Origin of the sequence: Streptomyces sp. NPDC006339, from assembly GCF_040612775.1 — a bacterium.
GTDB lineage: Bacteria > Actinomycetota > Actinomycetes > Streptomycetales > Streptomycetaceae > Streptomyces.
In genome coordinates this window covers 26,662-52,487 of sequence record NZ_JBEXQW010000031.1, presented here as the reverse complement: position 1 = coordinate 52,487, position 25,826 = coordinate 26,662, and the positions used below count along the sequence as shown (strand labels likewise).

Genomic DNA, 25,826 nt, shown 5'->3' with positions numbered 1-25,826 from the left:
CCGCACACTGTGCCGGGCCGAAATCCCGTGGGCCAGCGCTTTGTTGGCTGGTAGCGTCGCTCGCTATGCCGAGACGGCCGCCGAGGAGCACTCCGCGAGCGCCGCCGAGACCAGTTGAGCGTTGGAGCGGGCCGGCGAGCCGTCCGGGAGGAGCAGGGTGTCCTCCAGGCCGATGCGGGCGGCCAGGCCCCGTCGGCGGGCGAGGCGGAGGAGGGGCCAGGCGGCGGTGTCCCGGCCGTGGAGCAGTACCGGGCGGGCGTGGGGGGAGCGGGCCAGGGCGGTGAGGAGGGCCAGGGCCGCGGACTCGGAGCCGGCCTCGGCGACGGCCCGCAGCACCCGCGGGGCCAGGGAGGAGCGCAGGAAGCGGGCCGGGCCGTCGGTGTCCGCGCGCAGCACCGCCTCGACGGCGATGCCCCGGCTGAGGAGGGCCGACGCGAGGGCCTCCGCGCCCGGCTCGTGCCAGTTGACCGCGGCACGGTCCGGCAGCACCGTCCACGCGCGCACCCGGGCCAGCCGGCGGACCGGATCGGGCTCCGCCCAGGCGCCCGTCGTCACCCCGACCGGCACGTCCACGGCCGCCCGGATCGCGCTCAGCGTGTCGGCCAGCACCCGCGGCGAGAGCGTGTCGCTCCCGCAGGGCGTCTTGGGGTGGACGTGCACCTCCCCCGCGCCGGCCGCGACGGCCGACGCCGCCGCCTCGGCCATCGCGGCCGGGGTCATCGGCACCGCCGCCGAATCCCCGGGCCCGCGGCCCCCGTTGAGACAGACCTGGAGCATCACGCCACCGAGGCCAGCCGGGGCGACAGCTCACCACGGGTCCTGGCCAGGGCCCGCGGCGTCAGCACGGCGCGCGGTATCAGCACCCCGCAGTCCTCGCACACCGGGCCGAACCACGGCTCGTCCCGCAGCTCCGAGCGCCACTCGATCCGCGGCCCCTCGCACACCGGGCAGTGCTCGCCCGGCCCGCGCCGCAGCGCCTCGACCAGCCGGCCCACCACCTCCGGCAACGGCTCGGTCGGATGGTGCGCCGGATCGTCGCAGCGGGCGACCCCGTTGCCTCCCCAGATCCTGCGGTGCCACTCGTCCAGGCCGCCCGGCCGGCGCAGCCCGCCGTGTTTCTCCCGCCGCCGCCGATCGGCGAACTCCCTCTCGTACGCGAGCCACACCGCCCGCGCCGCCTCCAACTCGTCGAGCGCGGCCACGAGCCGCCGCGGATCGGCCTCCCGGTCCTCGGGACCGAACCCGTGCCTGCGGCACAGATGGTCCCAGGTCGCCCGGTGACCGTAGGGTGCGAAGCGCTCCAGGCACTTGCGCAGCGAGTACCGCCGCAGCGCCGTGTCGCTCCCTGGGTCGCGGACCTGTCTCGCGAGACTCCGGAACCCGGCCATCTCTGCCACCTCCGTCGCTAGCACACCGGCGATATGAGAGGGACGAACGAGAGACCGATCCTGTTCCATCGACGCGCCGCGACGGGACGCGGAAGACGGCCGGATGGCCGGAACCGGACCCCCGGACGGCGGGCCGGCCGGCGGCCCGCCTCAGCCGAACCGGCCCGCCCGCGCCACCAGCCCGGCCAGCTCCTCATGGCAGATGTCGCTGTGCTCGGACACCACGGGGGCCGCGTCCACGCTCACGCACCCGGACGCGGGCAACCCCTCGCGCAGTGCCGCGCCCAGCGTCACGGCGGCCGTCCCCGGTACGGCCTGAACCCCGTCATAGCCGATCGCCCCCCAGCGCGGGTCGTCCCGGCCCAGAAGCGACTCGTCGTCCCGGGCGAGCCGCGACGCCAGCGGATAGAAGACCCGCAGCGCCGTGTCGCGGTGCGAGTGACAGGCCACCAACGGCCCGTCGATCCGCTTCTGGAGGTCCCGCAGGGCGCCGCCGCGGCCGGGCTCGTGCGGCAGCCGCGCCGCGAAGGCGTAATGCGAGAAGGCGCCTTGGAGGAGCGTCACGGACTTCACGGTGCGGGCGCCCGCGGGCAGGCCGCGCAGGGCGTGCGCGACGAGCCGGGCGCCGAAGCTGTGTCCGACGAGATGGACCCGTAACCCCGGGGCCGTACGGGCGAGTTCGCCGAGCAGCGGTCCGAGGCCGCGCTCGCCGACCACACCGGCCCGGCGCTTCATCGTGTAGTACGTGGCCTGCCGCAGCGCCTCCTTCGCGCCCTTCCACAGCCGCTTCACCCGGTCCCGCCCGAACAGCGACTCCACCCCCGGCCCACCCTCCGGCACGCCCGCGCCGCCCTCCGCCGCGTCGGCGAACATCGCGTACACCGTCAGCGGATCGCCGACGAGGAACGCGGGCGCGGTGGCGGCGGCGGGCCCCTCGGCCGGCGCCTCGGGCGCGACGCCCGCCAGTTCCCGCAGCAGCGCCGCGAACTCGGCGAACGCCGCCTCCTCGGCCGGTTCCTCCGCGAGCAGCTCCGCGATCCGCGCGACCACCGCCATCCGGCCGGGCACGGTCGCGGCGAGCACGCCGTAGTCCGGGACCGGCTCGTCGGAGAACATCATCGAGGGCCAGACGAGCCCCGCGTACCCGAGCCGCGCTCCCGGCGCGGCCACGCGGGGGAAGGGCGCGAAGAAGCGGGAGAAGAGCCCGGAGGCGACCGACGGCGTGTTGTTCCAGCCGTGCGAGAAGAGCACCAGGTCCGTGCGGCCGCGCCGGGCCAGAGAGGCGAGCGCGCCCGCCTGTCCGGCCGGGCCGTCGCCGTCCTTGTCGAAGACGATCTCGCGGTACGGATCGACACTCGTCACCGTCATGGCCCGTCCCTCCGCGTCGAGGTGCGCCGCCGCACGGCGGCGGCCCCGGGATTCTTCCCCCGCGGAGGGACGGCCAGTCGTCAGGGGCGCAGCCGCGCCGCCGAGATCTCCGGGAAGTGCACGAGCGCGTCGTACGAGGTCGCGAGCCGCACGGGCGCCAGATCACCCAGCCAGGGATACGCGGTGCCGATCGCCCGGCTCGGCCGGGCGGCGGACAGCCACTCCCGCGCCTCCGGCGTCGCCGTGCGCAGGTCGAGCAGGAAGGGGCGCCGCGCCACCCGGTCCAGGACGTGCTCGTTGCTGTCCGGCCCCAGCGGCCCCACGGTGAACACCCGGACCGGTTCGCCGGCGGTCCCGGTGTCGCGCGCGTTGAAGGAGCCCCTGCCGAAGGTGGTGCCGATGCTCACGTAGTCCCGGCCGAGCGCGTCGCGCAGGAAGGCGCCCTGGAGCCGCGGGTAGTGGTCGGGCATGGTGGTCTCGTAGCCGATGTGCCCGTTGTGCGCCGACAGGACCATCCGGTCGCCGGTGTGCCGCTGCCACCACACGGTGTTCTCGGCCATCACCTGGTCGCGGTAGAGCATGGCCGCGGCGACGCCGTCCGGTGTGTTCAGGTCGTGGGCGTACTCCGCGCCGACCTGGGCGATCGCCCGCGCGTGCTGGACCGCCCAGGCGTGCGCCTCGCGCGCCTTCCGGTCCTGGCCGGCCGGCTTCTGCCGCTCCAGGAGGGTGAGGGCGCGATGCGCGTCCGCCGCCATCGCCCGCCGTTCGGCGAGCGGCCTGGTCAGGTAGGCGTTCATCCAGGTGTCGACGGCGACGCCGTCGGCAGGGCGCGAGGAGCGGTACAGCTCCCGGAAGCGGGGGAGGAGCCCGGGGCGGGTCCGCGCGACATGGCCGAGGACCTCGTCGAAGACCCGGGGGCCGGCGTAGCCGAGGTCGTTGCCCATGAACCGCACCGGGTGGCCGGGGTGGCGCTGGTTGTGCCGCCGCATCCAGGTGAACAGGTCGAGGTACTCCTCGGTGTTCCAGAAGGCGTACGCGTGTCGGAACTCGTCCCGCATGATCTTCCGGATGTCGCCCTTGCCGAAGCGCACGTAGTCGTCGATCAGGAGCCCGGTGCTCCAGTTGGCCTCCAGGGCGAAGGTGGTGAACCCCCGCTCCTCCACGAGCCGTTCGAAGATCCGGTGCTTGGTCTCGAAGAACTCGGCCGAGCTGTGCGTGGCCTCGCCGATGCCCACCACCTTCGCCGAGCCGACGACGCGGTCCAGGGCGCGGTCGTCGGTCAACGGGCGGGCGGTGGCGGCGAGTTCCCGGGCCGGGTCGGGGGCGGGACCGGTGCCCGGCCGCTCCTGCGCGACGGCGGCGGGCGCGAGGAGGGCCACGCAGAGGGTGGTGAGCAGGGCGGTGAGGGGGCGCCGGCGGCGCCGTGTGAAAGTGCTCATGACGTCAGCCTCCTTGCCGGAGGGCGGGCGAGGACAGCCCGCGCGCCCCCCGACCGGCACGGGGGACAACCCCACCCGCCGAGGCCGTGCCTAGTGGTACATCAGGTATCCCTTGCGCACCGAGCGGAACGCCGCCAGGTCCTCCTCCCAGGCGCCGACGACGTCGTCCGCCGACGCGCCCGCGTCGATCAGCGTCCGCACCCGGCTCGAACCTGTCAGCCTGTCGATCCAGTGGTCCGCCCGCCACGCGAAGCCGCTCCAGGTGCGGCGCGCGGTGACGAGGAGCGCGATCCCGGTCCGTACGGGGTCGAAGGCGGCGCGGTCGTGCACCATCAGTTGGACCCCGCCGACCGTCTTCCCCTGGAACTTGGAGAAGGTCGGCGCGAAGTACGCCTCGCGGAACCGGACGCCCGGCAGGCCGAGCGCGTTCGCCGCCTCCGCCCACCGGCCGTCGATCCCCTCCGCGCCGAGCAGTTCGAAGGGGCGGGTGGTGCCGCGGCCCTCGGAGAGGTTGGTGCCCTCGAAGAGACAGGTGCCGGAGTAGACGAGCGCGGTGTCGGGCGTCGGCATGTTCGGGCTGGGCGGCACCCACGGCAGCCCGGTCGCGTCGAAGAGGTCGGCGCGCCGCCAGTGGGTCATCGGCACCGTCTCCAGCGGCACCGGCGCCGCCAGGAACTCCCCGTTGAACAGTTGGGCCAGCTCCGCCACGGTCATCCCGTGCGCCTGCGCGATCGGCTCGCGGCCCACGAAGGTCGCGTACGCCTTGTCCAGGACCGGCCCGAGCGCGGCCCGCCCGGTCACCGGGTTCGGCCGGTCGAGGACGACGAAGCGCTTGCCGGCCGCCGCGGCCGCCGCCATGCAGTCGTAGAGCGTCCAGATGTACGTGTAGAAGCGGGCGCCCACGTCCTGGATGTCGAAGACGATCGTGTCGACGCCCGAGGCCGTGAAGACGTCCGCGAGGGCCTTGCCGCTCTTCAGATACGTGTCGTAGACGGGCAGTCCGGTCGCCGGGTCGTCGTAGCGGCCCTCGGAGCCGCCGGCCTGGGCGGTGCCGCGGAAGCCGTGCTCGGGGCCGAAGACGGCGATCAGGTCGACCCGTTCGTCGGCGTGCATGACGTCGACGATGTGCCGGGCCTCGGCGGTGACGCCGGTCGGGTTGGTGACCACGCCGACCCGCTGTCCGGCGAGCACCGCGTACCCGTCGGCGGCCAGCCGCTCGAAGCCGGTGCGCACCCGGCGGCCCCGGCCGGCCGGGGCGTCGGCCGCCGCCGGTGCGGCGCCCGTGGCGGTGGCCGTGCCGGCCGCCAGCGCTCCGCCCGCGGCCAGCAGGCCCCGTCTGGACAGGCTCATGGGGAAACCTCCTTGCTCGCCTTCCCTGACATGGCCACGCACGCTAGCGCCCGGGGGGCCCGCACGGAACGAGGCGTACCGCCGGACTCTTCCCCGACTGCATACCGACCGGTTAGTCTGCCCGCGTAACCGCGACGGAGAGGTGGGCCGATGAGTACGGTGCAGGGCGCTGCAGTGGTCGTCACGGGAGCGGGAGGCGGCATCGGCGCCGCGCTCGCCCGCCGGTTCGCGGCGGAAGGGGCGCGGGTCGTCGTCAACGACCTCGACCCCGCCCGCACCCGGGCGATCGCCGACGAGATCGACGGCCTGGCCGTCCCCGGTGACGCCTCCGCCGTCGTCGAGGAGGCCCGCGACGCCCTCGGCGGCGCCGTGGACGTCTGGTGCGCCAACGCCGGACTCGCCTCGCCCGGCGACGCCTTCGCCGACGAGGAGGTCTGGGCCGCCGCCTGGGACGTCAACGTGATGGCCCACGTGCGGGCGGCCCGCGCCCTGCTGCCCGACTGGCTGGAGCGCGGTACCGGACGCTTCGTGTCCACCGTCTCCGCCGCCGGCCTGCTCACGATGGTCGGCGCCGCCCCGTACAGCGTGTCCAAGCACGGCGCGTACGCCTTCGCCGAATGGCTCTCGCTCACCTACCGCCACCGCGGTCTCCAGGTCCACGCGATCTGCCCGCAGGGCGTACGTACGGACATGCTGACCGCCGCCGGATCGGCCGGCGAACTCGTCCTCGCCCCCACCGCCATCGAGCCCGAGGACGTCGCCGACGCCCTCTTCGACGCCATCGACGCCGACCGCTTCCTGGTCCTCCCCCACCCCGAGGTCGCCGGCTACTACCGCACCCGCGCCACCGACCCCGAGCGATGGCTCGGCACCATGAACCACATCCAGCAGAAGTGGGAAGGGACGGGCGCATGAGCGACGAACACCCCGCACCCACCGCGGACGGCAGCGCGACCGGGGCCACGGCGGCCGGTGCCGGCCCCGTCGGGACGGGCGCGAGCGACGGCCCCGCCGGGTCCCTCTACGCCGCCATGCCCTGGCTCGGGCAGCTCAATGAGGCCCAGCGTGCTCCCGTCAGCCCGCCGCCCACCGTGCTGCACGCCTTCCGGGCCGCCGTCGGCCGCGCCCCCGACCACCCCGCGCTCGTTTACTTCGACGGCCGCGTCAGCTACCGCGAGGCCGACGCGCTCTCCGACTCCGTCGCCGGGCACCTCGCCGCCCGGGGCGTCGAGCGCGGCGACCGGGTCGCGATCATGCTGCAGAACAGTCCCCACTTCGTGCTCGCCCTGCTCGGCGCGTGGAAGGCCGGCGCCGTCGTCGTCCCGCTGAACCCCATGTACAAGTCCGCCGAGGCCGGCCACGCGCTGCGGGACTCCGCGGCCACCGCGCTCGTGTGCTCCGACCGGGCCTGGGACGGCTACCTCCGCGAGACCGCCGCCGAGGCCGGCGTACGCGTCGTCCTCACCGCCGACGAGCGCGGGCTCCAGACCCGCGACGACCCCCGCGTCCTCGCCTTCGACCCCGTCCCCACCGAGACCGACGACCTCCTCGCCGTCGCCCGCGCCGGACACCCCGCACCCGAGGACCGCGACCTCCACTCCGACGACCTCGCCCTGATCAGCTACACCTCCGGCACCAGCGGCACCCCCAAGGGCGCCCTCAACCTCCACCGGGGCATCGTCCACAACGCCGAACGCCAGCGCACCGGCCACCCCGTGCCGCCCGGTGCCGTGTACTTCGTCCTCGCCCCGCTCTTCCACATCACCGGCCTCGTCTGCGAACTCGGCGCCTGCTTCGCGAGCGGCGGCACCCTCGCCCTCGCCTACCGCTTCGAGCCCGGCGTCGTCCTCGACGCCTTCCTCGAACACCGGCCCGCCTACACCGTCGGCCCCTCCACCGCCTTCATGGCGCTCGCCGCCCACCCGGCCGCCACCCCCGACCACTTCTCCTCCTTCCTGGTCGTCTCCTCGGGCGGCGCCCCGCTCCCGCCCGCCCTGGTCGAGCGCTTCCGCGCCCGCTTCGGCCCGTACCTCCGCAACGGCTACGGCCTCACCGAGTGCACCGCCCCCTGCGCCTCCGTCCCGCCGCAGCACGAGGCACCCGTCGACCCCGTCTCCGGCACGCTGTCCGTCGGCGTCCCCGGCCCCGACACCGTGGTCCGGATCCTCGACGAGAACGGCGCCGAGGTCCCCTTCGGCGAGCACGGCGAGATCGCCGTCCGCGGCCCCCAGGTCGTCCCCGGCTACTGGGGGCTGCCCGAGGCCACCGCCGCCACCTTCCCCGACGGGGAACTGCGCACCGGCGACATCGGCTTCATGGACGAGGACGGCTGGCTCTACGTCGTCGACCGCAAGAAGGACATGATCAACGCCTCCGGGTTCAAGGTCTGGCCGCGCGAGGTCGAGGACGTCCTCCACACCCACCCTGCCGTCCGCGAGGCCGCCGTCGTCGGCGTCCCCGACGCCTACCGCGGCGAGACCGTCAAGGCGTACGTCAGCCTCCGCCCGGGCGCCTCGGCGGAGCCCGCCGAGCTCTCCGCCCACTGCGAGCGGCGGCTCGCCGCCTACAAGTACCCGCGCGAGGTCGAGATCCTGCCGGAGCTTCCCAAGACGACTAGTGGGAAGATCCTCAGGCGGGACCTGCGGTCCCGGAAGTGAGCGGCAGCATGAACGAAAGGCGGCGCAGCATGGCCAGGACGACGGACGGGAACGGCGCACCCGTCCCCCAGAGGCTCCTCGCCGCCGCCACCCGGCTCTTCGCCGAGCAGGGGTACGACCGGACCTCCGTGCAGGAGATCGTCGAGGCGGCGGGCGTCACCAAGGGCGCCCTCTACCACTACTTCGGCTCCAAGGAGGACCTCCTCCAAGAGGTCTACTCCCGCGTCCTGCGGCTCCAGCAGGAGCGGCTCGACGCCTTCGCCGACGCCGACGCGCCGGTCGCCGAGCGGCTGCGGGACGCCGCCGCCGACGTCGTCGTCACCACCATCGAGAACCTCGACGACGCGGCGATCTTCTTCCGCTCCATGCACCACCTGAGCCCGGAGAAGAACAAGCAGGTACGGGCCGAGCGGCGGCGCTACCACGAGCGGTTCCGCGCCCTGATCGAGGAGGGCCAGGAGTCCGGCGTGTTCTCCGCCGCGACCCCCGCCGACCTGGTCGTCGACTACCACTTCGGCTCGGTCCACCACCTGTCGACCTGGTACCGCCCGGACGGCCCGCTCACCCCGCAGCAGGTCGCCGACCACCTGGCCGACCTGCTGCTGCGGGCCCTGCGCCCGTAACGGAGGTCCGGACGGGCGAAGGGCCCGGGGCGGGACGACGCCCCGGGCCCTCCCGCGTCCCTACAGGTACTTCTTCAGCTCCCGGCGGGCCAGCGACCGCTGGTGGACCTCGTCGGGTCCGTCCGCCAGCTTCAGGGTGCGCGCCGCGGCCCACAGCTCGGCGAGCGGGAAGTCCTGGGAGACCCCGCCGGCGCCGTGCACCTGGACGGCCTTGTCGATGATGTCGACGACGGCCCGGGGGGTGGCGATCTTGATCGCCTGGATCTCGGTGTGCGCGCCCCGGTTGCCGACGGTGTCCATCAGCCAGGCCGTCTTCAGGACGAGCAGCCGAAGCTGTTCGATGGTGACCCGGGCGTCCGCGATCCAGTTCTGTACGACGCCCTGCTGGGCGAGGGCCTTGCCGAAGGCGGTACGGGACACCGCGCGCCGGCACATCAGCTCCACGGCCCGCTCGGCCATGCCGATCAGCCGCATGCAGTGGTGGATGCGGCCGGGGCCGAGGCGGGCCTGCGCGATGGCGAAGCCGCCGCCCTCCTCGCCGATCAGGTGCGTGGCGGGGACGCGGACGCCGTCGAAGACCACCTCGGCGTGGCCGCCGTGGGAGTGGTCCTCGTAGCCGTACACCTGCATCGCGCGCCGCACCTCGACGCCGGGGGTGTCGCGGGGCACGAGGATCATCGACTGCTGGCGCCGGATGTCGGCGCCGTCGGGGTCGGTCTTGCCCATGACGATGAAGACCTTGCAGTCGGGGTTCATGGCCCCGGAGATGTACCACTTGCGCCCGTCGACGACGTACGTGTCGCCGTCCCGCCGGATCCGGGTCTCGATGTTGGTGGCGTCGGAGGAGGCCACCTCGGGCTCGGTCATGGCGAAGGCCGAGCGGATCTCGCCCGCGAGCAGCGGCTCCAGCCACTGCTTCTTCTGCCGCTCGTCGCCGAACTGGGCGAGCACCTCCATGTTCCCGGTGTCGGGGGCCGCGCAGTTGAGGGCGGTGGGGGCGAGGTGGGGGCTGCGGCCGGTGATCTCGGCGAGCGGCGCGTACTGGAGGTTGGTGAGCCCGGCCCCGTACTCCTCGTCCGGCAGGAAGAGGTTCCACAGACCCTGGCGGCGTGCCTCGGCCTTGAGGTCCTCGACGACCGCCGGGGTGTCCCACGGCGAGGCGAGCCGGGCCCGCTGCTCGTGGGCGACGGCCTCGGCCGGGTACACGTGCTCGTCCATGAAGGCGAGGAGTCTCGCCCGCAGTTCCTCGGTACGGGCGTCGAACGCGAAGTCCATGGCGGGTCAGCCTTCCTGGAGGGTGGTGAGGCCGTGCTCGATGAAGACGGGGACGAGCGCGCCGATGCGGTCGAAGCCGGCGCCGACGGTCTGGCCGAGGGTGTAGCGGTAGTGGATGCCCTCCAGGATCACGGCGAGCTTGAACCAGGCGAACGCCGTGTACCAGGACAGGGCGCCGGTGTCGCGGCCGGAGCGGGTGGCGTAGCGCTCGATCAGCTCGGCGGCGGAGGGGTGACCGGCGGCCGACGCGGTGGTGGAGACCGGCGAGTCCGGCAGGTCGAGCGGTGTGCTGTACATGATCAGCAGACCGAGGTCGGTGAGCGGGTCGCCGAGGGTGGACATCTCCCAGTCGAGGACGGCCCGGATCCGGTCGTCCGCGCCGATGAGGACGTTGTCGAGGCGGTAGTCGCCGTGGACGACGGCCGGGGCGGGGGAGACGGGCAGGCTGCGGCCGAGGGCCGCGTGCAGCTCCTCGATGCCGGGCAGTTCACGGCCCCGGGACGCGGCGAGCTGCTTGCCCCAGCGGCGCAACTGCCGGTCGAGGAAGCCCTCGGGCCGACCGAAGTCCCCGAGGCCGACGCCGGCCGGGTCGACGGCGTGCAGGTCGACGAGGGTGTCGACCAGGCCGAGGACCGCTCGGCGGGTGCGCGCGGCGCCCAGCGGGGCCAGTTCGGCGGCGGAGCGGTACGGGGTGCCCTCGACGAACTCCATGACGTAGAAGGGCGCGCCGAGCACCGACTCGTCCTCGCACAGCACGACCGTCCCGGGCACCGGCACGGCGGTGGCGTCCAGGGCGCTGATCACCCGGTGCTCGCGCCTCATGTCGTGCGCGGTGGCGAGGACATGGCCGAGCGGAGGGCGGCGCACGACCCAGCGGCCGGTCCCGTCGGTCACGACGTACGTCAGGTTCGAGCGGCCGCCCTCGATCAGCCGGGCGTCGAGCGGGCCGGACACGAGGCCGGGCCGCTCGCGGTCGAGGAAGCGGCGGAGCCGCTCGGGGTCGAGACCCGGAGGCGGCGAACCGGGCTGCGGACCGGGCTGCGCACCCGGCTGCGGACCGGGCGGCGGGGCGGAACTCATGAAGGCGTACCTCCGGGGTCGGTCGACGTCGCCCCATGATGACCGACCAGTCGGTATGTCGTCCAGAGGGGCCGGGGAAAGTCGCTGCGCGCCCCTGGTGTCCGGTCTCAGAGGATGAATAGGGTTCACATATGGATTCAGCGTTGCGCATCGACGACGTCCGGCTGACCCCCGTCCTCATCAAGGACCCGCCTCTCCTCAACACCCAGGGCGTGCACCAGCCCTTCACGCCCCGGCTCGTCGTGGAAGTGGTCACGACGGGCGGCGTGACCGGCCTCGGCGAGACCTACGGCGACACGAGGTACCTCGACCTGGCCCGCCCGCTGGCCGAGGCCCTGCCCGGCCGATCGGTCACGGACGTGAACGGTCTGTTCGCCCTCGCCGCCGAGGTCTGCGATCCGGGCGCGGCCGGTGGAGTGGACGACCGGGTGGACGCGGGCGGCCTGCGCGGCGCCCAGACCGCCGACAAGCTGCGCCTCTCCGTCGTCTCCGCCGTCGAGACCGCCTGCCTGGACGCCCTCGGCAGGACCCTCGGCCTGCCCGTCCACGCCCTGCTCGGCGGCAAGGTCCGCGAGGAGGTCGAGTACAGCGCGTACCTCTTCTACAAGTGGGGCGCCCGCCCCGGCGCCGCACCCGACCCCGCCGACCCCTGGGGCGAGGCGCTCGACCCGGCCGGCATCGTCGAGCAGGCCCGCCGCTTCGACCGCGCCCACGGCTTCGGCTCGTTCAAGCTCAAGGGCGGCGTCTTCGAGCCCGAGCGGGAGATCGCCGCGATCCGCGCCCTCGCGAAGGAGTTCCCGGGCCGCCCGCTGCGCCTCGACCCCAACGGCGCCTGGTCCGTCGAGACCTCCCTCGCCGTCGCCCGCGAACTCGGCGACGTCCTCGAGTACCTGGAGGATCCGGCCACCGGTACGGAGGCGATGGCGCGGGTCGCCGCCGGTACGGAGGTGCCGCTCGCCACCAACATGTGCGTGACCACCTTCGAGGAGGTGCCGGACGCCTTCGCGCGGGGCGCCGTACGGATCGTGCTCTGCGACCACCACTACTGGGGCGGACTGCACCGCACCCGTGAACTCGCCGCGCTCTGCCGCACGTACGGCATCGGGCTCTCCATGCACTCCAACACGCACCTGGGCATCAGCCTCGCCGCCATGACGCAGGTCGCCGCGACCCTGCCCAGGCTCGACCACGCCTGCGACACCCACTACCCGTGGCAGTCCGAGGACGTCGTCACCACCGCCCCGGAGTTCCGCGCCGGGCGCCTCGCCGTCTCCGACGCGCCCGGCCTCGGCGTCACGCTCGACCGCGACCGGCTCGCCGACCTCCACCGCCGATGGGCCGAGGACGACGGCCGGATGCGCGACCGCGACGACGCGGCGGCGATGCGGGAGGCCGACCCGGCGTGGACACCGGGCCGGTGGTGACGGGGTGGTGGTGACGGGGCGGTGGTGACGGGATGGGATGGGGTGGGATGGGGCGCGGGGTGCCGGGCGTGGGTGCTGGGGATGACGCCTGGTGGGGGCTACGCGTGGCAGGCCACCGGGACCCCGTCGTTCATCGCGGCCATGTCCCCGAAGACCGCCGCCGGATCCAGTGGATGACCCTCCGGCAGGCCGTCCAGCTCCGCGTACGCCCGGTGGAGGTTGGCGACCAGGCGCTCGCTCTCCCGCCACGCGGCGAACTCGCCCAGGTCGGCCCGGCGCGCGGTCTCCAGGGGCGTCGCGCCCTTGGCGTGGCCCTCGGCCGCCAGTTCCCGCACCCAGCGCAGATAGCGCTCGGTCGCGTCGTACGCGGAGGGGTCGGTGACCGGGCCGTGGCCGGGCACCACGACGGGCGCGTCGAGGGACCGCAGCAGGTCGAGCGCGCGCAGCGACCCGGCCAGCGAGCCCATCGGCAGGAACGGCGTGCCTCCGTGGAAGACCAGATCGCCGGTGAACACCACGCCCTGCGCGGGGAGATGGACGATCGAGTCGCCCGTGGTGTGCGCGGGCCCGGGGTGGATCACCCGTACCTCCACGTCACCCACGTACAGGGTCAGCCGGTCCCGGTAGGTGAGGTGCGGCGGCACGATCTCGACCCGGCCGAAGTCGGTCCGCGGCCACAGCAGATGGAGCTGGTGCCCGGCGGCCACCTGCTCGGACCGGCAGTTCTCGTGCCCGACGATTCGGGCCTCCGGCCCGAACACCCCGTTGCCGTAGGTGTGGTCGCCGTGGTGGTGCGTGGAGACGATCGTGCGGGGCGGCGCGAGCCCGGCGTCGAGCACGGCCTCGCGCAGCAGCAGGGCCCCGGCGTTCGGTGGCGGCGGTGTCGACGAGCAGGGTTTCGCTGCTGCTGCTGCCGGTGCCGGTGCCGGTGCCGGTGCCGTTGCGGTTGCGGTTGCCGCTGTCGCCGCCCGCTCCGCGCTCGCCGACGAATCCGGCGTTGTTCAGGCACCAGCCGCCGTCCGGCTGGACGAAGGCGTGGACGTTCGGCGCGAGCGCGACCACATACGGATCGGTGGCGGGCACAGGCGATCCCCCGGATGAGCAGCCGACGTGACAGGGGAAGAGTGCCAGTCGGGCCAGGTCCGGGGGAAGTTCGCCGTCCCGTCAGTGGTCGTCCCAGTGGTTGTCGTGCGCCGCGTGCCGGTGTCCGTCGTGGACGTAGTCGAGGTGGTCGCCGTGCGGGACGGCGGCATGCCCGCAGTCCGGCCCGTGCGTGTGGTCGGGGTGGGTGTGCGCGACGTGCGAGCTGGGCTCGCACTCGTCCCAGTGCCCGGCGTGCTCGCGGTGCAGGTGTCCGTCGTGCGCGTAGTCGACGTGGTCCCGGTGCGGGACGGCGGTGTGCCCGCACGACGGCCCGTGGGAGTGCGCGTGGGGGGTGGGGTGCTCGTGGTGGAGAACGGTCATGACATCCGCCTCGGGGGAGGGGAGGGTGACCCTTCCAGGCTAGTCCGGAATGCCCGCTTCTTCAGGGCGGTGGGAAGCGGGAGCCGAGGCGGCGGGGAGGGAGAGGGGAGTCAGGCAGGCCGGTGGGGGTCAGAGCACGACCGCGACCGCGAAGCCCGCGAACGCCACCGTGCACACCGCCGCGAGCAGCGCGCCCCGGTGCGACAGCGGCAGGGGCCGGGCCGCCGCGCCCAGTGACTGGATACGGCGGTGCGCGACCACCAGGAACCCGATGAAGACCAGGGCCGACAGTCCGGCCGCCACCAGCCCGGTGGCCGACACCCCGTCGTGGATGGCCTGCTTGCCGGCCAGGACCGCCACCACCGTGCACGACAGCGTCGTCCGCCGCCAGGCGAGCCGGGTCCGCTCGGGCTGGAGCCCCGGATCCCGGTCCGCCGCCCCGCCCCCGGCCCCGGTCCGGGTCCCGGCTGCGCCCCCGGCCCTGGCTCCGGTCCCGCCCGCGGCCCCGGCCCCCGTCCCGGCTCCGCTCACCGGCCGGTCCAGCCGAAGACGACCACCACCACCATCGCGAGCGCGACCACCGCCACCGCGAGGCTCAGCACGGTCGGGAAACGCGAGACGGGCAGGTCCTCCCCGCGTCGCATGGCCCGCTCGCAGCGCACCCAGTGGTTCACCGCCCGCAGCGCGCACAGCACACCGGCCGCGAGCAGCGCGAGCGCGAACCCGACCCGGACGCCCCAGCGCAGGTCCGGCAGGAACTGGTCCACGGCGAAACCGCCGCCGATCAGCGCGAGCGCGGTCCGGATCCAGGCGAGGAAGGTCCGCTCGTTGGCCAGGGAGAACCGGTAGTCGGGGGTCTCGCCCTCCTCCCGGAGACGCCGCGGCGCGAACCACAGCCGCAGGCTCTGTACGAAGTCGCTCACGCGTGAACCCTATCCGCCGGGTGAGCGCGCGCCCGCGAGCCGTTCCGGCCGCCCCGGAGCTGGTCCCGCCCCGTCGCTCAGCCGGCCCGGCCCGGTCCGCCCTGTCGCTCAGCCGGCCCGGCCCGCGCGCAGCCGCTCGTACGCGGCGAGGCCGTCCGGCACCCACTCCCAGTCGGCGAGCCGGGCCGCCAGCTCCTCCTCCGGCAGGAAGGCGTGCCAGGCCACCTCCTCCACCTGCGGGTTCACCGGCAGCTCGCACCGCACCTCGTACACGGCCGACCACCACTTGCCGGCGACGCCCCCGGAGTCGTACAGGAACCTGAAGAGCGGCACCGGCCGGGGCAGCCCGGACACGCCCAGCTCCTCCTCGGCCTCGCGCAGCGCGGCCTCGTCGTAGGACTCGCCCGCGCCGACGACCCCGCCGACGAACATGTCGTACAGGGAGGGGTACACCAGCTTCGTGGGGGTCCTGCGGTGGACGAAGACCCTTCCCTCCGCGTCCCGCACCCGGACGAAGACGCACCGGTGGATCAGCCCCCGCGCGTACACCTCACCGCGCGGGAGCCGTCCGGTCACCCGGTCGTCCTCGTCGACGACGTCGATCAGTTCGTCAGCGGCGCTCATGCCGCCATCCAAGCAGGTCCCCGCGCCGCCGGGCCCGCCCGGGGGCGCTCACTGCCCCATGACGTACTTCACCGTCGGACCGGTGGTCCATCCGCCGTCCACCGCCAGCTCCGCCCCGGTCACGTAGGAGGCGGCGTCCGACAGCAGGAAGACGACCGCGCCCGCGATCTCGTGCGCCTCGCCGACCCGGCCCATCGGGGTGTTGGGGTACTTGCCCTCGCCCTTCTCGATGCCGACGGAGGCGGTCATGGGGGTGTACGTCATGCCCGGGTGGACGGAGTTGACGCGGATCCGGGCGGCGCCGAGCTCCACCGCGCCGATCTTCGTCAGCCCCCGTACACCCCACTTGGAGGCGCCGTAGCCGGCCGTCAGGGCCAGGCCCATGAGGCCGGCGGCGGAGGAGATGTTGACGATCGAGCCGCCGCCCGCCTCCTTCAGGGCGGGTATCGCGGCCTTCATGCCGATGAAGACCCCGGTCAGGTTGACGTCGAGGACCTTGCGGAAGTGCTCGACGGACTCGGTCTCCAGGAAGGCGCCGGTGGCGATGCCGGCGTTGTTCACCAGTCCGTGCAGACCGCCGAACTCCCCGACCGCGTACGCGACGGCCGCCGCCCACTCCTCCTCCGAGGTCACGTCGTGGTGGCGGAAGCGGGCCCGCTCGCCGAGCTCCGCCGCGGTCGCCGCGCCCTCCTCGTCCAGGACGTCGGTGATCACGACGTTCGCGCCGGCGGCCACGGCCTGGCGCGCGGCCTCGGCGCCGAGGCCGCGGGCGCCGCCGGTGATCAGGACGGTCTTGCCGGTGAGGTCGTTCATGGAGGGTCCTTTCGGGGACATGCCCGCGTCCGCGTCCGCATTCGTGCGGGTACGGGTACGGGGGCGGGGCGGGGGCGTTCGGGGAGGTCAGAGGCTTCGCGGCGGCGCCGCCCGGAGGAGCGCGGTGGTGGTCTCGATCAGGTCGGCCAGGAAGAGCGGCTCGCCGGTGAGGGGTTCGTCGCCGTCGAGGTACTGCCGGGCCCGGTCCGCCAGCGCCGCGCCCACGACGGTCAGCGCCAGGTCGAGCCGCTCCAGGCGCAGCGGGCCGGGCAGCCCGTCGGCGGCCAGACGGGCTTCGAGGCGCTCGATCAGCCGCCAGGAGTGGGTGCCGGCGAGCGCGGGGTGCGGGGTGCGGGCGCGGATCCCGCTCTCGTGGCTGAGCTGAGCCGAGATGCGCAGGCAGCGCCGCCCCCGGTCGGTGCGCAGCTCGCTCGCCTCGGCCGTGACGAGGGCGCCGACCAAGGCGTGGATGTCGTCGGGGGCGGCGTCGAGCAGCGGGGCGAGCACCCGCTCGGTGCGGAGCTGACGGCCGGCCATCACGGCGTCCAGGAGCCCGGCCCGCGAGCCGAAGTGGTACTGCACGGCGGAGGGATTGCCCTGCCCGGCGAGGGCCACGACGTCCCGCAACTGGGCACCGTCCACGCCCTGGGCGGCGAAGACCTCCTCGGCCGCTCGGATCAGCTTCTCCCTGGTCCCGGGTCCCGACGTCCGTGCCATGCGCTCATGGTATCGCCTGATTAATGCCCGACATTAGAAAACGGAACGAACACGAAGCCCTTTCCGCCCCGCAGGACCGTTGACTCGATACATCCGTGTATCCAAGATGCGGTCCATGCCTCATGAGTCGTACGACGCCGATGCCATCGTGATCGGGGCCGGCCTCGCCGGTCTCGTCGCCACCGCCGAACTGGTCGACGCCGGCCGCTCGGTGATCCTGCTCGACCAGGAGCCCGAGCAGTCGATCGGCGGCCAGGCCCACTGGTCCTTCGGCGGCCTCTTCCTCGTCGACTCGCCCGAGCAGCGCCGGATGCGCATCCGCGACAGCCACGCCCTCGCCCTCCAGGACTGGCTGGGCACCGCCGGCTTCGACCGGCCCGAGGACGCCTGGCCGCGCCGGTGGGCCGAGGCGTACGTCGACTTCGCGGCCGGCGAGAAGCGCGCCTGGCTGCACGGCCTCGGCGTCCGCTTCTTCCCGGTCGTCGGCTGGGCCGAGCGCGGCGGCTACGACGCCAACGGGCACGGCAACTCCGTCCCCCGCTTCCACATCACCTGGGGCACCGGCCCCGGCCTCGTCGCGCCCTTCGAGCGCCGGGTGCGCGAGGGCGTCGCCCGCGGCCTGGTCCGCCTCCGCTTCCGCCACCGGGTGACCGGCCTCGCGCGCACCGCCGGCGCGGTCGACACCGTCACCGGCGAGGTCCTGGCCCCCTCCGACGTGCCGCGCGGCACCGCCAGCGGCCGCGAGGTCACCGGCACCTTCTCCTACCGCGCCCAGGCCGTGATCGTCACGTCCGGCGGCATCGGCGGCAACCACGACCTGGTGCGCAAGCAGTGGCCCGAGCGCCTCGGCACCCCGCCCGCCCGCATGCTCTCCGGCGTCCCCGCCCATGTCGACGGCCTGATGCTCGGCATCGCCGAGGACGCGGGCGCCCATCACATCAACCGGGACCGGATGTGGCACTACACCGAGGGCATCGAGAACTGGAACCCCATCTGGGCCCGCCACGGCATCCGCATCCTGCCCGGCCCGTCCTCCCTCTGGCTCGACGCGACCGGCAGGCGGCTGCCCGTACCGCTCTTCCCCGGCTTCGACACCCTCGGCACCCTCGAACACATCATGCGGACCGGCCACGACCACACGTGGTTCGTGCTCGACCAGAAGATCATCGGCAAGGAGTTCGCACTCTCCGGCTCCGAACAGAACCCCGACCTCACGGGCAAGTCCGTCCGCGAGGTCTTCGTACGCGCCCGCGCCGACGTCCCCGGACCGGTCAAGGCGTTCATGGACAAGGGCGCCGACTTCGTCGTCGAACAGGACCTCGCCGCCCTCGTGCGGGGCATGAACCGGATCACCGGCGAGGACCTGATCGACGAGGCCGCGCTGCGCCGCGAGATCACCGCCCGCGACCGCGAGATCGCCAACCCCTTCACCAAGGACCTCCAGGTCATGGCGATCCGCGGCGCCCGCCGCTACCTGGGCGACAAACTGATCCGCACGGCCGCCCCGCACCGCATCCTCGACCCCAAGGCCGGCCCGCTGATCGCCGTCCGCCTGAACATCCTCACCCGCAAGTCCCTCGGCGGCCTGGAGACCGACCTCTCCTCCCGGGTCCTCGATCCGTCCGGCGAACCCCTGCCGGGTGTGTACGCGGCGGGCGAGGCGGCCGGCTTCGGCGGCGGCGGCGTCCACGGCTACCGCTCCCTCGAAGGCACCTTCCTCGGCGGCTGCCTCTTCTCGGGCCGCGCGGCGGGCCGGGCGGCGGCGAAGGCGGTGGGCTGAGGCGGTGGGCTGAGGCGGTGGGCCGAGGCACGCGGGCTCCCCGCTGTCATACCCGTCGGGCACGATGGACCGGTGACAAAACGCCTTTGGTTTCTGGTCGTTGGCACCGTCCTCGCCCTGGGTGGGCTCGCGGTCTTCCTCACCCTGCGCGGCCTCGACGCGGCCGACAAGTGGAGCAGTGTGCTCAGCCTCTTCTTCACGGTGGCCGGCTTCGCGCTGGCCCTGGCCGGCATGGTCGGCCGCGGCCCCGCACAGTCGGCGGACGGGGCCGTCGCCGGGGGAGCGCTGCGCCAGATCCGCGGGGTCAAGGGTGACGTGACCATCACGGGCGGCGGCGCTTCCGGCACTCCGCCTTCTTCTACGTCGGTTCCCGCACCCGGTCAGGGCGGCGGCACCCAGTCGGCCCAGAGCGCCCGCACCGGAGGCGACCTGACACAGATCGACGGCGTCGACGGCTCGGTGAGGATCCAGCCGGAGTCGCCGACGCCATGAGGGGACTGTTCAAGCGGTGGCGTCGGGGCGCGGGCCCCCAGACCGCCGAGGGCGCCACGGCGGGCCGCGACATCAACATGTTCAGCAACATCGAGGGACCCGTGTACGTGGGGATCGAACCCCCGCCGCCCCCACCTGAGTTCGACGCCGCCGTCGCCCACTACACCGCTCGTCTGCGCCAGCGCTACGGCCGCCTGGACCTGGAGGTCCTCACACCCCTCCGGGAACAGGGCGAACACCCCGTCGTGCCGCTCCACGACGTCTTCGTCCCCCAGTCCGTACGGGCCGACCCGCCCCCCGTCGAGCTGCCGCGGGAACTGCTGCGTCGGCTCGAGGACCCCACCGAGGCCGAGTTCCACGAACTGCCGCCGGGCGTCGACCGGGAGACGGTCGAACGGGTCCGTGAGGCGTACCGACAGCGGCCGCCGCAGCCCGTCCTCGACGTCCTGAGCGCTCCGGACAACGACCACGTCGTCCTCCTCGGCGACCCCGGCGCGGGCAAGTCCACCCTGTCCCGCTACCTGGCGCTGGCCCTGACCGCCCCGGAACCCGTGCCGGGCCTGGAGCGGCTGCACGGCCGGCTGCCCCTCATCCTGGAGCTCCGGGGCTATGCGCAGGCCGCCTGGCGGGAGCGGAGCTTCGAGGACTACCTCGCCCACCAGTACGAGACGGAGGGCCTCGGCCTGCCGGCCGAGCTGCTGACCGCCGTGCTCGCGGGTGAAGCGCCCCGCAAGCCCCTCGTGATCTTCGACGGACTCGACGAACTCTTCGAGACGGACGTCCGGGACGCGGTCACCCGCCGCATCGCCGGTTTCGCCGCCCGCCACCCCGAGGCCCGCGTCCTCGTCACCTCGCGCGGCCACGGCTACCAGCGCGCGGTCCTCGACGGCGCCGGCTTCGCCGACTTCATGCTCCAGGACCTCGACCGCGAGCAGATCGGCGCCTTCGTCGCCCAGTGGTTCGCCGTCGCCTGCCCCGAGGACCCCGAGGGCGCCCGCAGGCTGATCGAGCGGGTCACCTCCGCCGTCGACGGCTCCCGGTCCGTACGGGAACTCGCGGGCAACCCGCTCATCCTCACGATCCTCGCCATCATCGGCCGCCGCCGCGAACTGCCCCGGGACAGGCGCCGGGTGTACCAGCACGCCGTGGACGTCCTGGTCGAGCACTGGGACCCCAGCAAGTACCTCAAGGACCGCAGGATCGAGGAACACCTGCCGTACCTGAGCGCGGACGACAAGCTCGAACTCCTGCGCCTCATCGCCCGTGGCATGCAGACCGGTCAGGGCGGCGTCGCCGGCAACCACATCGCGGGCCCCGACCTCATCACGTACTTCGAGGACTACCTCAAGGACCGCTACGCCCTCCCGCCCGACCGCGCGGCGACCGCCGCCCGCCTCATGCTCGACCAGTTCCGCCACCGGAACTTCATCCTCAGCCGCTTCGGCGGCGAGATCTACGGCTTCGTCCACCGCGCCTTCCTCGAATACCTCACGGCCACCGACCTCGCCCACCGCTTCCACCGCACCCGCGAGCTCTCCGAGCAGGACCTCCAGGACCTCTTCGAGACCAAGGTCCACGACCCGGCCTGGCAGGAGATCCTGCTGCTGCTCGTGGGGATGCTGGACGAACGCTTCGTGGCGGGGGTGATGGACCGGCTGCTCGCCCCGCGACCGGTCTCCATCCGCCTCGCAGCGAATGACGACCGGGCCTTCGCCGAAGTCACCTTCCTGGCCCGCTGCCTGGGGGAGGTGCGCCGCTTGAACGTTCTGGAGCCGCAGAGCAGGAGCCTGGTGCGGAGGATCACGAGGCTCTTCGACCAGGCCGCGGTACTCGGTCGGCGCTTCTACTACCCGAGCCGCCATCTGGATGATCTGGGGCCTGCGTTGCGGGCCCTGGGTGGTGACTGGTGCGGCCGGGCCGACTACCTGGAATGGTTCGAGGGGGATCGCCCCCACCAACAGCCGCTCGGCGGCCGGCGTCTGGCGGCCAACTCCCTTGGGCAGCTCGCCGCGGACGTCTACCTGTGTCTGGCGTCGGCAGGTACGGACACGAGCTGGGCGGACGTCGCGCAGAGCGCTCTGGCGAGTGACCGCCGCGAGGTCAGGATCGGCATGGCGTGGCGACTGCTGCGCCGCACCCGCGAGGAACCCGCGCTACGGCCACTGGTCGAGCGGTGCGTGCGCGAGGACCCGAGCCCTGCCGTACGGCAGACGCTGCTGGAATACCTGTCGTTCGAACCGACGACGGATCCCGACTGGGTCGGGCGGCTGGCCCTCGAGCGCATGGACCGTGAGGAGGACGCGCGGGTCCGCGCGGCTGCCGTGGAACTGCTCCAGAAGGACAGGGTGGCCGACCCCGAGGTGCGTGCGGCGCTGGAACGAGCGCTCCAGGACCGGGCGGCGGAGGTGAGACGGGCAGCGCTCAGAGGGCTGATCAGCGATCCGGACAGGAGCCGGAGCATGGCCGCCTGCCGTGTGGCGCTGAGCGAGGGGAATGGTGAGATCCGTCGCATCGCGTTCTCCGCCGCGAGGGACAACGGCCTGGACGCCGACGAGGAGTTCCAGGCGTTGATCGAGAACATGGTGAGGAACGACGTCGACGCCGAGGTCTTGCCGGACGCGATCGGCGCACTCGGGCCCCGAGCGCTCGAAAGGGCCGCAGTGCATGAACTGCTGCTCGCACGCTCCGCACACGACGATCCCGGCGTCCGGGCGGCCGCGGTGCGACGCATGGCACGGAGCGGATCGCGGTACGAGGCTCTGGTCACACGGGTCTCGCACCTCATGGACCATGACGAGGATCGTTACGTGCGAAGGGCTGCCCTGTACGCCTTCGGCCGCTTCGAGGAGCAGACGGCCCGTGCTCTTCTCGTCGAGCGGACACGCGGCGCCGACGGTCCTTGGACACGGCTCGACGCGTGGCACACCCTCTTCCGGCTGGATCGTGGCCTGGCACGTCGCCTGATCGCCGAGCGTCTGCGCACCGAGCCGGACGAACCAGTGCGCATGTGGATGATCTCTGAGCTGCGCCGCTCGGATGGGCGCGGTGCCCTCGTCGACGCCGACGCGGAATACGCGGTGCTGCTCGATCTCGCCGCCTCCGACCCGAGCGGCAAGGTGCGACGGCCCGCGTTCGAGCAACTCGCCGAGTTCCACGACGACGTACCCGCGCTGCTCGCCCTCGCCGAGGACCGCTACGCCCACGACCCCGACGACACGATCCGCGCCCACGCCTTCACCTTGCTGACCGACATCCGCCGCGACGACCCCGCCCTCATCCCCGTACTCCGCCACGCCGCCGAGCACGAATCGGACCCGATCGCCGCCCGCGCCACCTCCCTGCTCGCCGTGCTCGCGCCGGAGGGCCGGCGGGATCCGACCTGACGTCGGTTCCGCCGGCCCTCCGGGCCGTACCGCACCGCTCCCGCTACACCACCAGCGACAGCAACAGCACGCACACGATCCCCACCACCGAGATGATCGTCTCCATCACCGACCAGGTCTTGATCGTCTGGCCGACGCTCATCCCGAAGTACTCCTTCACCAGCCAGAACCCCGCGTCGTTCACATGGCTGAAGAAGAGCGAACCGGCCCCGATCGCGAGGACGAGGAGCGAGACCTCGCCCGTCGACATGCCCTCGGCGAGCGGGGCCACCAGGCCCGCCGCCGAGATGGTGGCGACCGTGGCCGAGCCGGTCGCGAGGCGGATCGCGACGGCGATCAGCCAGGCGAGCAGCAGGGCCGGGATGGACCAGTTCTCGGAGAAGTCGAGGATCATCTGGCCGACGCCGATGTCGATCAGCGTCTGCTTGAAGCCGCCGCCCGCGCCGACGATGAGCAGCACGCCCGCGATCGGGGCCAGCGACTTCTCGACCGTGGAGGACAGCCGTTCCTTGGTGAACCCGGCCGCCCGGCCCAGCGTGAACAGGGCGACGAGGACGGCGGCGAGGAGCGCGATCAGCGGGGAGCCGATGACGTCGGTGACCTTCTGCAGCCCGTGCTCCGGGTCGTCGACGACGATGTCGACGAGGGCCTTCACCAGCATCAGGACGACCGGCAGCAGCACGGTCGCGACGGTCACGCCGAAGCCGGGACGCTTCTCCAGGTCCTCGGAGGGCCGGACGGGGATCATCTTCTCCGGGGCCGGGATGTCCACCCAGCGGGCGGCGTACCGGGAGAAGAGCGGACCGGCGATGATCACGGTCGGGATCGAGACGAGGAGGCCGAGGGCGAGCGTGACGCCGAGGTTCGCGCCGACCGCGTCGATCGCGACGAGCGGCCCGGGGTGCGGCGGGATGAGGCCGTGCATGACCGACAGGCCGGCGAGGGCCGGGACGCCGATCCGCATCAGGGAGTAGTCGCCGCGCTTGGCGACCATCAGCACCACCGGGATCAGCAGCACGATGCCGACCTCGAAGAACAGCGGCAGACCGATCACGGAGGCGATGAGGACCATCGCCCACGGCATGGCTCGCCCGCTCGCCTTGCGGAGGATCGTGTCGACGATCTGGTCGGCGCCGCCCGAGTCGGCGAGCAGCTTGCCGAGGATGGCGCCGAGGGCGATGAGGACGCCCACGCCCGCCACGGTGCTGCCGAGGCCGGTGGTGAAGGACTTGATGGCGTCCGCGAGCGGGGCACCGGCGAACGCGCCGAGCGCGAGCGAGCCGATGGTCAGCGCCAGGAACGCGTGCAGCTTGAACCGGGTGATGAGCAGGACGATGACGGCGATACCGGCGAGAACGGCTATGCCGAGCTGGGCGTTGCCCGCCGAGGTGATCGGTTCGGCGGCGTCCGCTGCCAGGGTCTCGACGCTGAGACTGGTCACGGTGGGTCCCTAGAAGGTGAGGGGGCGGGGGCAGGGGGTGCGGGTCAGACGGCGAGCCGGCGCAGCGCGGCGACGGCCCGGGCGGTGATCTCCTCGGGGGTGCCGGAGACGTCGACGGCGACGCCGGCCTCGTCCTCCTGCAGCGGCTGCAGGGTGGCGAACTGGGAGTCGAGGAGCGCGGTCGGCATGAAGTGGCCCCGGCGGGCCGTCATCCGCCGCTCGATGAGTGCGCGGTCGCCGGTCAGATGGAGGAAGACCACGCCGGGCGCGGCCGCGCGCAGCCGGTCCCGGTAGCTCCGCTTCAGCGCGGAGCTGCTCACCACCCCGCCGTGTCCGGCCCGGCCGTGCGCCCACCGTCCGATGGCGTCGAGCCAGGGCGCCCGGTCGGCGTCGTCGAGCGGGACGCCGGCCGACATCTTGGCCACGTTGGCCGGGGGGTGGAAGTCGTCGCCCTCCGCGTAGGGGACGCCGAGCGCCTCGGCCACGAGCGGGCCGATCGTGGTCTTGCCGGTGCCGGCGACGCCCATCACGACGACGACCTGGGGGCGGTCCGCCGTGCCGGGGCTGCGGGTGGTGCTCATGGGGGTGCCTCGCTGTCTTCTTCGACATCTCCGACGTCCTCGACGTCGTTCGCACTCCTCGACATCGATCCGTCGCGCTCATGAAACCTATTGGGTACGACGTATTCAAGAGCCTGTGACAAATAAGTCGTACTTTTTCTTCCCTGTCGGCCGTCCCGTGTGATCACCCGGGTGATCACGCATAGGCTGGCCACCATGACGACACCGGCCCAGGGGCTCCATCCGCACGTCCTGACCACCCTGGGTCTCGCGATCACCGCGGGGGAGTACCCGCCCGGCAGCGTGCTGCGCACCGACGAGCTCGCCGAGCGCTTCGAGGTCTCTCGGACCGTCGTACGCGAGGTCGTGCGCGTCCTGGAGTCCATGCACCTCGTCGAGTCCCGGCGCCGGGTCGGCGTCATCGTGTTGCCGGCCGAGCGCTGGAACGTGTACGACCCCCAGGTCATCCGCTGGCGCCTGGCCGGCACCGACCGCCCCCGCCAGCTCCGCTCGCTCACCGTGCTGCGCTCCGCGATCGAACCGGTCGCCGCCGGCCTGGCCGCGCTGAACGCGACCCCCGAGCAGTGCCGCGAGCTCACCGAGGAGGCCCTCGGCATGGTCGCCACCTCCCGCGGCCGCCGCCTGGAGGAGTACCTGGTGCACGACATCGCCTTCCACCGGGTCGTCCTCGCCGCCTCCGGGAACGAGATGTTCGCCCGGCTCGGGGACGTGGTCGCCGAGGTCCTCGCCGGCCGCACCCGCCACCAGGTGATGTTCGAGGACCCCGACCCGGCCGCCGTCACCCTCCACGTCCAGGTCGCCGAGGCCGTACGGGAGAAGGACGCGGCCCGCGCCGAGGCGCTGACCCGCGAGATCGCCGTCGGCGCGCTCAAGGAGCTGGACGTCCTCGCCCCGTGAGGGCGCCGACCGCGCCGTAGCACGCCGTACACCCGCGCGTAACCTCTGAACTAGCTCAAATCCGGTCGTTCAGTGACATCCGCCACAGTCAGCGACCGGGTGTTGCC

Annotated in this window: 23 protein-coding genes and 1 pseudogene; 8 read left to right on the top strand and 16 right to left on the bottom strand. The window is 73.3% G+C overall.

The features are described from left to right. Nucleotides 1–63 precede the first annotated feature (63 nt). The 5 genes from ABZ135_RS24560 to ABZ135_RS24540 all read right to left on the bottom strand — a co-directional run bounded on the left by ABZ135_RS24560 (nucleotide 64) and on the right by ABZ135_RS24540 (nucleotide 5,545). Nucleotides 64–777: a 3-keto-5-aminohexanoate cleavage protein gene (locus ABZ135_RS24560; protein ID WP_356698394.1), complete on the bottom strand. Its 714-nt coding sequence runs from the start codon at nucleotides 775–777 to the stop codon at nucleotides 64–66. Further along, on the bottom strand, nucleotides 777–1,388 hold the full coding sequence (locus tag ABZ135_RS24555; protein WP_356698393.1) for a hypothetical protein: 612 nt from the start codon (nucleotides 1,386–1,388) through the stop codon (nucleotides 777–779). Before ABZ135_RS24555 ends, ABZ135_RS24560 begins: the two co-directional genes overlap by 1 nt. A 150-nt stretch (nucleotides 1,389–1,538) precedes the next feature. Beyond that, complete coding sequence (locus ABZ135_RS24550) at nucleotides 1,539–2,756, bottom strand: serine-threonine protein kinase (protein WP_356698392.1); 1,218 nt, start codon at nucleotides 2,754–2,756, stop codon at nucleotides 1,539–1,541. An 80-nt stretch (nucleotides 2,757–2,836) separates the two neighbouring features. Then, nucleotides 2,837–4,195, bottom strand: a complete 1,359-nt coding sequence (locus ABZ135_RS24545; RefSeq protein ID WP_356698391.1) for an erythromycin esterase family protein — start codon at nucleotides 4,193–4,195, stop codon at nucleotides 2,837–2,839. Between the two features lie 90 nt (nucleotides 4,196–4,285). After that, nucleotides 4,286–5,545: a DUF1343 domain-containing protein gene (locus tag ABZ135_RS24540; RefSeq protein WP_356698390.1), complete on the bottom strand. Its 1,260-nt coding sequence runs from the start codon at nucleotides 5,543–5,545 to the stop codon at nucleotides 4,286–4,288. 150 nt (nucleotides 5,546–5,695) lie between these two features. Between ABZ135_RS24540 and ABZ135_RS24535 the strand changes: the two genes are divergently transcribed. From ABZ135_RS24535 to ABZ135_RS24525, 3 genes are all read left to right on the top strand, one after another. Beyond that, nucleotides 5,696–6,460, top strand: a complete 765-nt coding sequence (locus tag ABZ135_RS24535; protein ID WP_356698389.1) for an SDR family oxidoreductase — start codon at nucleotides 5,696–5,698, stop codon at nucleotides 6,458–6,460. Between the two features lie 116 nt (nucleotides 6,461–6,576). Next, on the top strand, nucleotides 6,577–8,202 hold the full coding sequence (locus ABZ135_RS24530; RefSeq protein ID WP_356698435.1) for an AMP-binding protein: 1,626 nt from the start codon (nucleotides 6,577–6,579) through the stop codon (nucleotides 8,200–8,202). A gap of 29 nt (nucleotides 8,203–8,231) precedes the next feature. Then, entirely contained in the window at nucleotides 8,232–8,825 is a 594-nt protein-coding gene (locus ABZ135_RS24525; protein WP_356698388.1) for a TetR/AcrR family transcriptional regulator, read from the top strand. A 60-nt stretch (nucleotides 8,826–8,885) separates the two neighbouring features. On the opposite strand, the gene ABZ135_RS24520 is transcribed toward ABZ135_RS24525, so the two are convergent. Both ABZ135_RS24520 and ABZ135_RS24515 read right to left on the bottom strand, forming a co-directional pair. Beyond that, nucleotides 8,886–10,100: an acyl-CoA dehydrogenase family protein gene (locus tag ABZ135_RS24520; RefSeq protein WP_356698387.1), complete on the bottom strand. Its 1,215-nt coding sequence runs from the start codon at nucleotides 10,098–10,100 to the stop codon at nucleotides 8,886–8,888. A 6-nt stretch (nucleotides 10,101–10,106) separates the two neighbouring features. Next, on the bottom strand, nucleotides 10,107–11,180 hold the full coding sequence (locus ABZ135_RS24515; protein ID WP_356698386.1) for a phosphotransferase family protein: 1,074 nt from the start codon (nucleotides 11,178–11,180) through the stop codon (nucleotides 10,107–10,109). Nucleotides 11,181–11,311: 131 nt separating this feature from the next. On the opposite strand from ABZ135_RS24515, the gene ABZ135_RS24510 reads away from it, so the two are divergent. After that, nucleotides 11,312–12,604, top strand: coding sequence for an enolase C-terminal domain-like protein (locus ABZ135_RS24510; protein WP_356698385.1), 1,293 nt, complete (start codon nucleotides 11,312–11,314; stop codon nucleotides 12,602–12,604). Between the two features lie 98 nt (nucleotides 12,605–12,702). Here the strand turns inward: ABZ135_RS24510 and ABZ135_RS24505 are convergent. The 7 genes and pseudogenes from ABZ135_RS24505 to ABZ135_RS24475 form a co-directional block, all read right to left on the bottom strand. Next, nucleotides 12,703–13,687 (bottom strand): annotated as a pseudogene (locus ABZ135_RS24505) (MBL fold metallo-hydrolase). A gap of 81 nt (nucleotides 13,688–13,768) precedes the next feature. Beyond that, a complete protein-coding gene (locus ABZ135_RS24500; RefSeq protein WP_356698384.1) occupies nucleotides 13,769–14,068 on the bottom strand; it encodes a hypothetical protein in 300 nt (99 codons plus the stop codon). Between the two features lie 129 nt (nucleotides 14,069–14,197). After that, nucleotides 14,198–14,599 carry a DUF202 domain-containing protein gene (locus tag ABZ135_RS24495; protein WP_356698383.1) on the bottom strand — a complete coding sequence of 134 codons (402 nt, stop codon included), beginning with the start codon at nucleotides 14,597–14,599 and terminating at the stop codon, nucleotides 14,198–14,200. Next, nucleotides 14,596–14,991, bottom strand: coding sequence for a DUF202 domain-containing protein (locus tag ABZ135_RS24490; RefSeq protein WP_356698382.1), 396 nt, complete (start codon nucleotides 14,989–14,991; stop codon nucleotides 14,596–14,598). Before ABZ135_RS24490 ends, ABZ135_RS24495 begins: the two co-directional genes overlap by 4 nt. A gap of 108 nt (nucleotides 14,992–15,099) precedes the next feature. Further along, the gene (locus ABZ135_RS24485; RefSeq protein WP_356698381.1) at nucleotides 15,100–15,615 is read right to left on the bottom strand and encodes an NUDIX domain-containing protein; all 516 of its coding nucleotides are present in this window, start codon (nucleotides 15,613–15,615) and stop codon (nucleotides 15,100–15,102) included. Between the two features lie 48 nt (nucleotides 15,616–15,663). Further along, nucleotides 15,664–16,428 (bottom strand): glucose 1-dehydrogenase, encoded by a 765-nt coding sequence (locus ABZ135_RS24480; RefSeq protein WP_356698380.1) that lies wholly within the window; start codon nucleotides 16,426–16,428, stop codon nucleotides 15,664–15,666. 87 nt (nucleotides 16,429–16,515) lie between these two features. Next, nucleotides 16,516–17,145 (bottom strand): TetR family transcriptional regulator, encoded by a 630-nt coding sequence (locus ABZ135_RS24475; protein WP_356698379.1) that lies wholly within the window; start codon nucleotides 17,143–17,145, stop codon nucleotides 16,516–16,518. Nucleotides 17,146–17,260: 115 nt separating this feature from the next. Between ABZ135_RS24475 and ABZ135_RS24470 the strand changes: the two genes are divergently transcribed. The 3 genes from ABZ135_RS24470 to ABZ135_RS24460 all read left to right on the top strand — a co-directional run bounded on the left by ABZ135_RS24470 (nucleotide 17,261) and on the right by ABZ135_RS24460 (nucleotide 22,800). Next, nucleotides 17,261–18,925 (top strand): FAD-binding dehydrogenase, encoded by a 1,665-nt coding sequence (locus tag ABZ135_RS24470; protein ID WP_356698378.1) that lies wholly within the window; start codon nucleotides 17,261–17,263, stop codon nucleotides 18,923–18,925. 72 nt (nucleotides 18,926–18,997) lie between these two features. Beyond that, nucleotides 18,998–19,417, top strand: a complete 420-nt coding sequence (locus ABZ135_RS24465; protein WP_356698377.1) for a hypothetical protein — start codon at nucleotides 18,998–19,000, stop codon at nucleotides 19,415–19,417. Further along, nucleotides 19,414–22,800, top strand: a complete 3,387-nt coding sequence (locus ABZ135_RS24460) for a HEAT repeat domain-containing protein (protein WP_356698376.1) — start codon at nucleotides 19,414–19,416, stop codon at nucleotides 22,798–22,800. Before ABZ135_RS24465 ends, ABZ135_RS24460 begins: the two co-directional genes overlap by 4 nt. Nucleotides 22,801–22,843: 43 nt before the next feature. On the opposite strand, the gene ABZ135_RS24455 is transcribed toward ABZ135_RS24460, so the two are convergent. Together ABZ135_RS24455 and ABZ135_RS24450 are read right to left on the bottom strand one after the other, a co-directional pair. After that, complete coding sequence (locus tag ABZ135_RS24455) at nucleotides 22,844–24,241, bottom strand: gluconate:H+ symporter (protein ID WP_356698375.1); 1,398 nt, start codon at nucleotides 24,239–24,241, stop codon at nucleotides 22,844–22,846. 44 nt (nucleotides 24,242–24,285) lie between these two features. Then, nucleotides 24,286–24,822 (bottom strand): gluconokinase, encoded by a 537-nt coding sequence (locus tag ABZ135_RS24450; RefSeq protein WP_356698374.1) that lies wholly within the window; start codon nucleotides 24,820–24,822, stop codon nucleotides 24,286–24,288. 195 nt (nucleotides 24,823–25,017) lie between these two features. Here ABZ135_RS24450 and ABZ135_RS24445 point away from each other — a divergent pair, with 195 nt between their 5' ends. After that, the gene (locus tag ABZ135_RS24445) at nucleotides 25,018–25,719 is read left to right on the top strand and encodes an FCD domain-containing protein (protein ID WP_356698373.1); all 702 of its coding nucleotides are present in this window, start codon (nucleotides 25,018–25,020) and stop codon (nucleotides 25,717–25,719) included. Nucleotides 25,720–25,826: the final 107 nt, after the last annotated feature.

Bases quoted from the DNA above. Each gene is read 5' to 3' on its own strand.
- ABZ135_RS24560 (WP_356698394.1), bottom strand. From the start codon at position 777: ATGCTCCAGGTCTGTCTCAACGGGGGCCGCGGGCCCGGGGATTCGGCG.
- ABZ135_RS24555 (WP_356698393.1), bottom strand. From the start codon at position 1,388: ATGGCCGGGTTCCGGAGTCTCGCGAGACAGGTCCGCGACCCAGGGAGC.
- ABZ135_RS24550 (WP_356698392.1), bottom strand. From the start codon at position 2,756: ATGACGGTGACGAGTGTCGATCCGTACCGCGAGATCGTCTTCGACAAG.
- ABZ135_RS24545 (WP_356698391.1), bottom strand. From the start codon at position 4,195: ATGAGCACTTTCACACGGCGCCGCCGGCGCCCCCTCACCGCCCTGCTC.
- ABZ135_RS24540 (WP_356698390.1), bottom strand. From the start codon at position 5,545: ATGAGCCTGTCCAGACGGGGCCTGCTGGCCGCGGGCGGAGCGCTGGCG.
- ABZ135_RS24535 (WP_356698389.1), top strand. From the start codon at position 5,696: ATGAGTACGGTGCAGGGCGCTGCAGTGGTCGTCACGGGAGCGGGAGGC.
- ABZ135_RS24530 (WP_356698435.1), top strand. From the start codon at position 6,577: ATGCCCTGGCTCGGGCAGCTCAATGAGGCCCAGCGTGCTCCCGTCAGC.
- ABZ135_RS24525 (WP_356698388.1), top strand. From the start codon at position 8,232: ATGGCCAGGACGACGGACGGGAACGGCGCACCCGTCCCCCAGAGGCTC.
- ABZ135_RS24520 (WP_356698387.1), bottom strand. From the start codon at position 10,100: ATGGACTTCGCGTTCGACGCCCGTACCGAGGAACTGCGGGCGAGACTC.
- ABZ135_RS24515 (WP_356698386.1), bottom strand. From the start codon at position 11,180: ATGAGTTCCGCCCCGCCGCCCGGTCCGCAGCCGGGTGCGCAGCCCGGT.
- ABZ135_RS24510 (WP_356698385.1), top strand. From the start codon at position 11,312: ATGGATTCAGCGTTGCGCATCGACGACGTCCGGCTGACCCCCGTCCTC.
- ABZ135_RS24500 (WP_356698384.1), bottom strand. From the start codon at position 14,068: ATGACCGTTCTCCACCACGAGCACCCCACCCCCCACGCGCACTCCCAC.
- ABZ135_RS24485 (WP_356698381.1), bottom strand. From the start codon at position 15,615: ATGAGCGCCGCTGACGAACTGATCGACGTCGTCGACGAGGACGACCGG.
- ABZ135_RS24480 (WP_356698380.1), bottom strand. From the start codon at position 16,428: ATGAACGACCTCACCGGCAAGACCGTCCTGATCACCGGCGGCGCCCGC.
- ABZ135_RS24475 (WP_356698379.1), bottom strand. From the start codon at position 17,145: ATGGCACGGACGTCGGGACCCGGGACCAGGGAGAAGCTGATCCGAGCG.
- ABZ135_RS24470 (WP_356698378.1), top strand. From the start codon at position 17,261: ATGCCTCATGAGTCGTACGACGCCGATGCCATCGTGATCGGGGCCGGC.
- ABZ135_RS24460 (WP_356698376.1), top strand. From the start codon at position 19,414: ATGAGGGGACTGTTCAAGCGGTGGCGTCGGGGCGCGGGCCCCCAGACC.
- ABZ135_RS24450 (WP_356698374.1), bottom strand. From the start codon at position 24,822: ATGAGCACCACCCGCAGCCCCGGCACGGCGGACCGCCCCCAGGTCGTC.
- ABZ135_RS24445 (WP_356698373.1), top strand. From the start codon at position 25,018: ATGACGACACCGGCCCAGGGGCTCCATCCGCACGTCCTGACCACCCTG.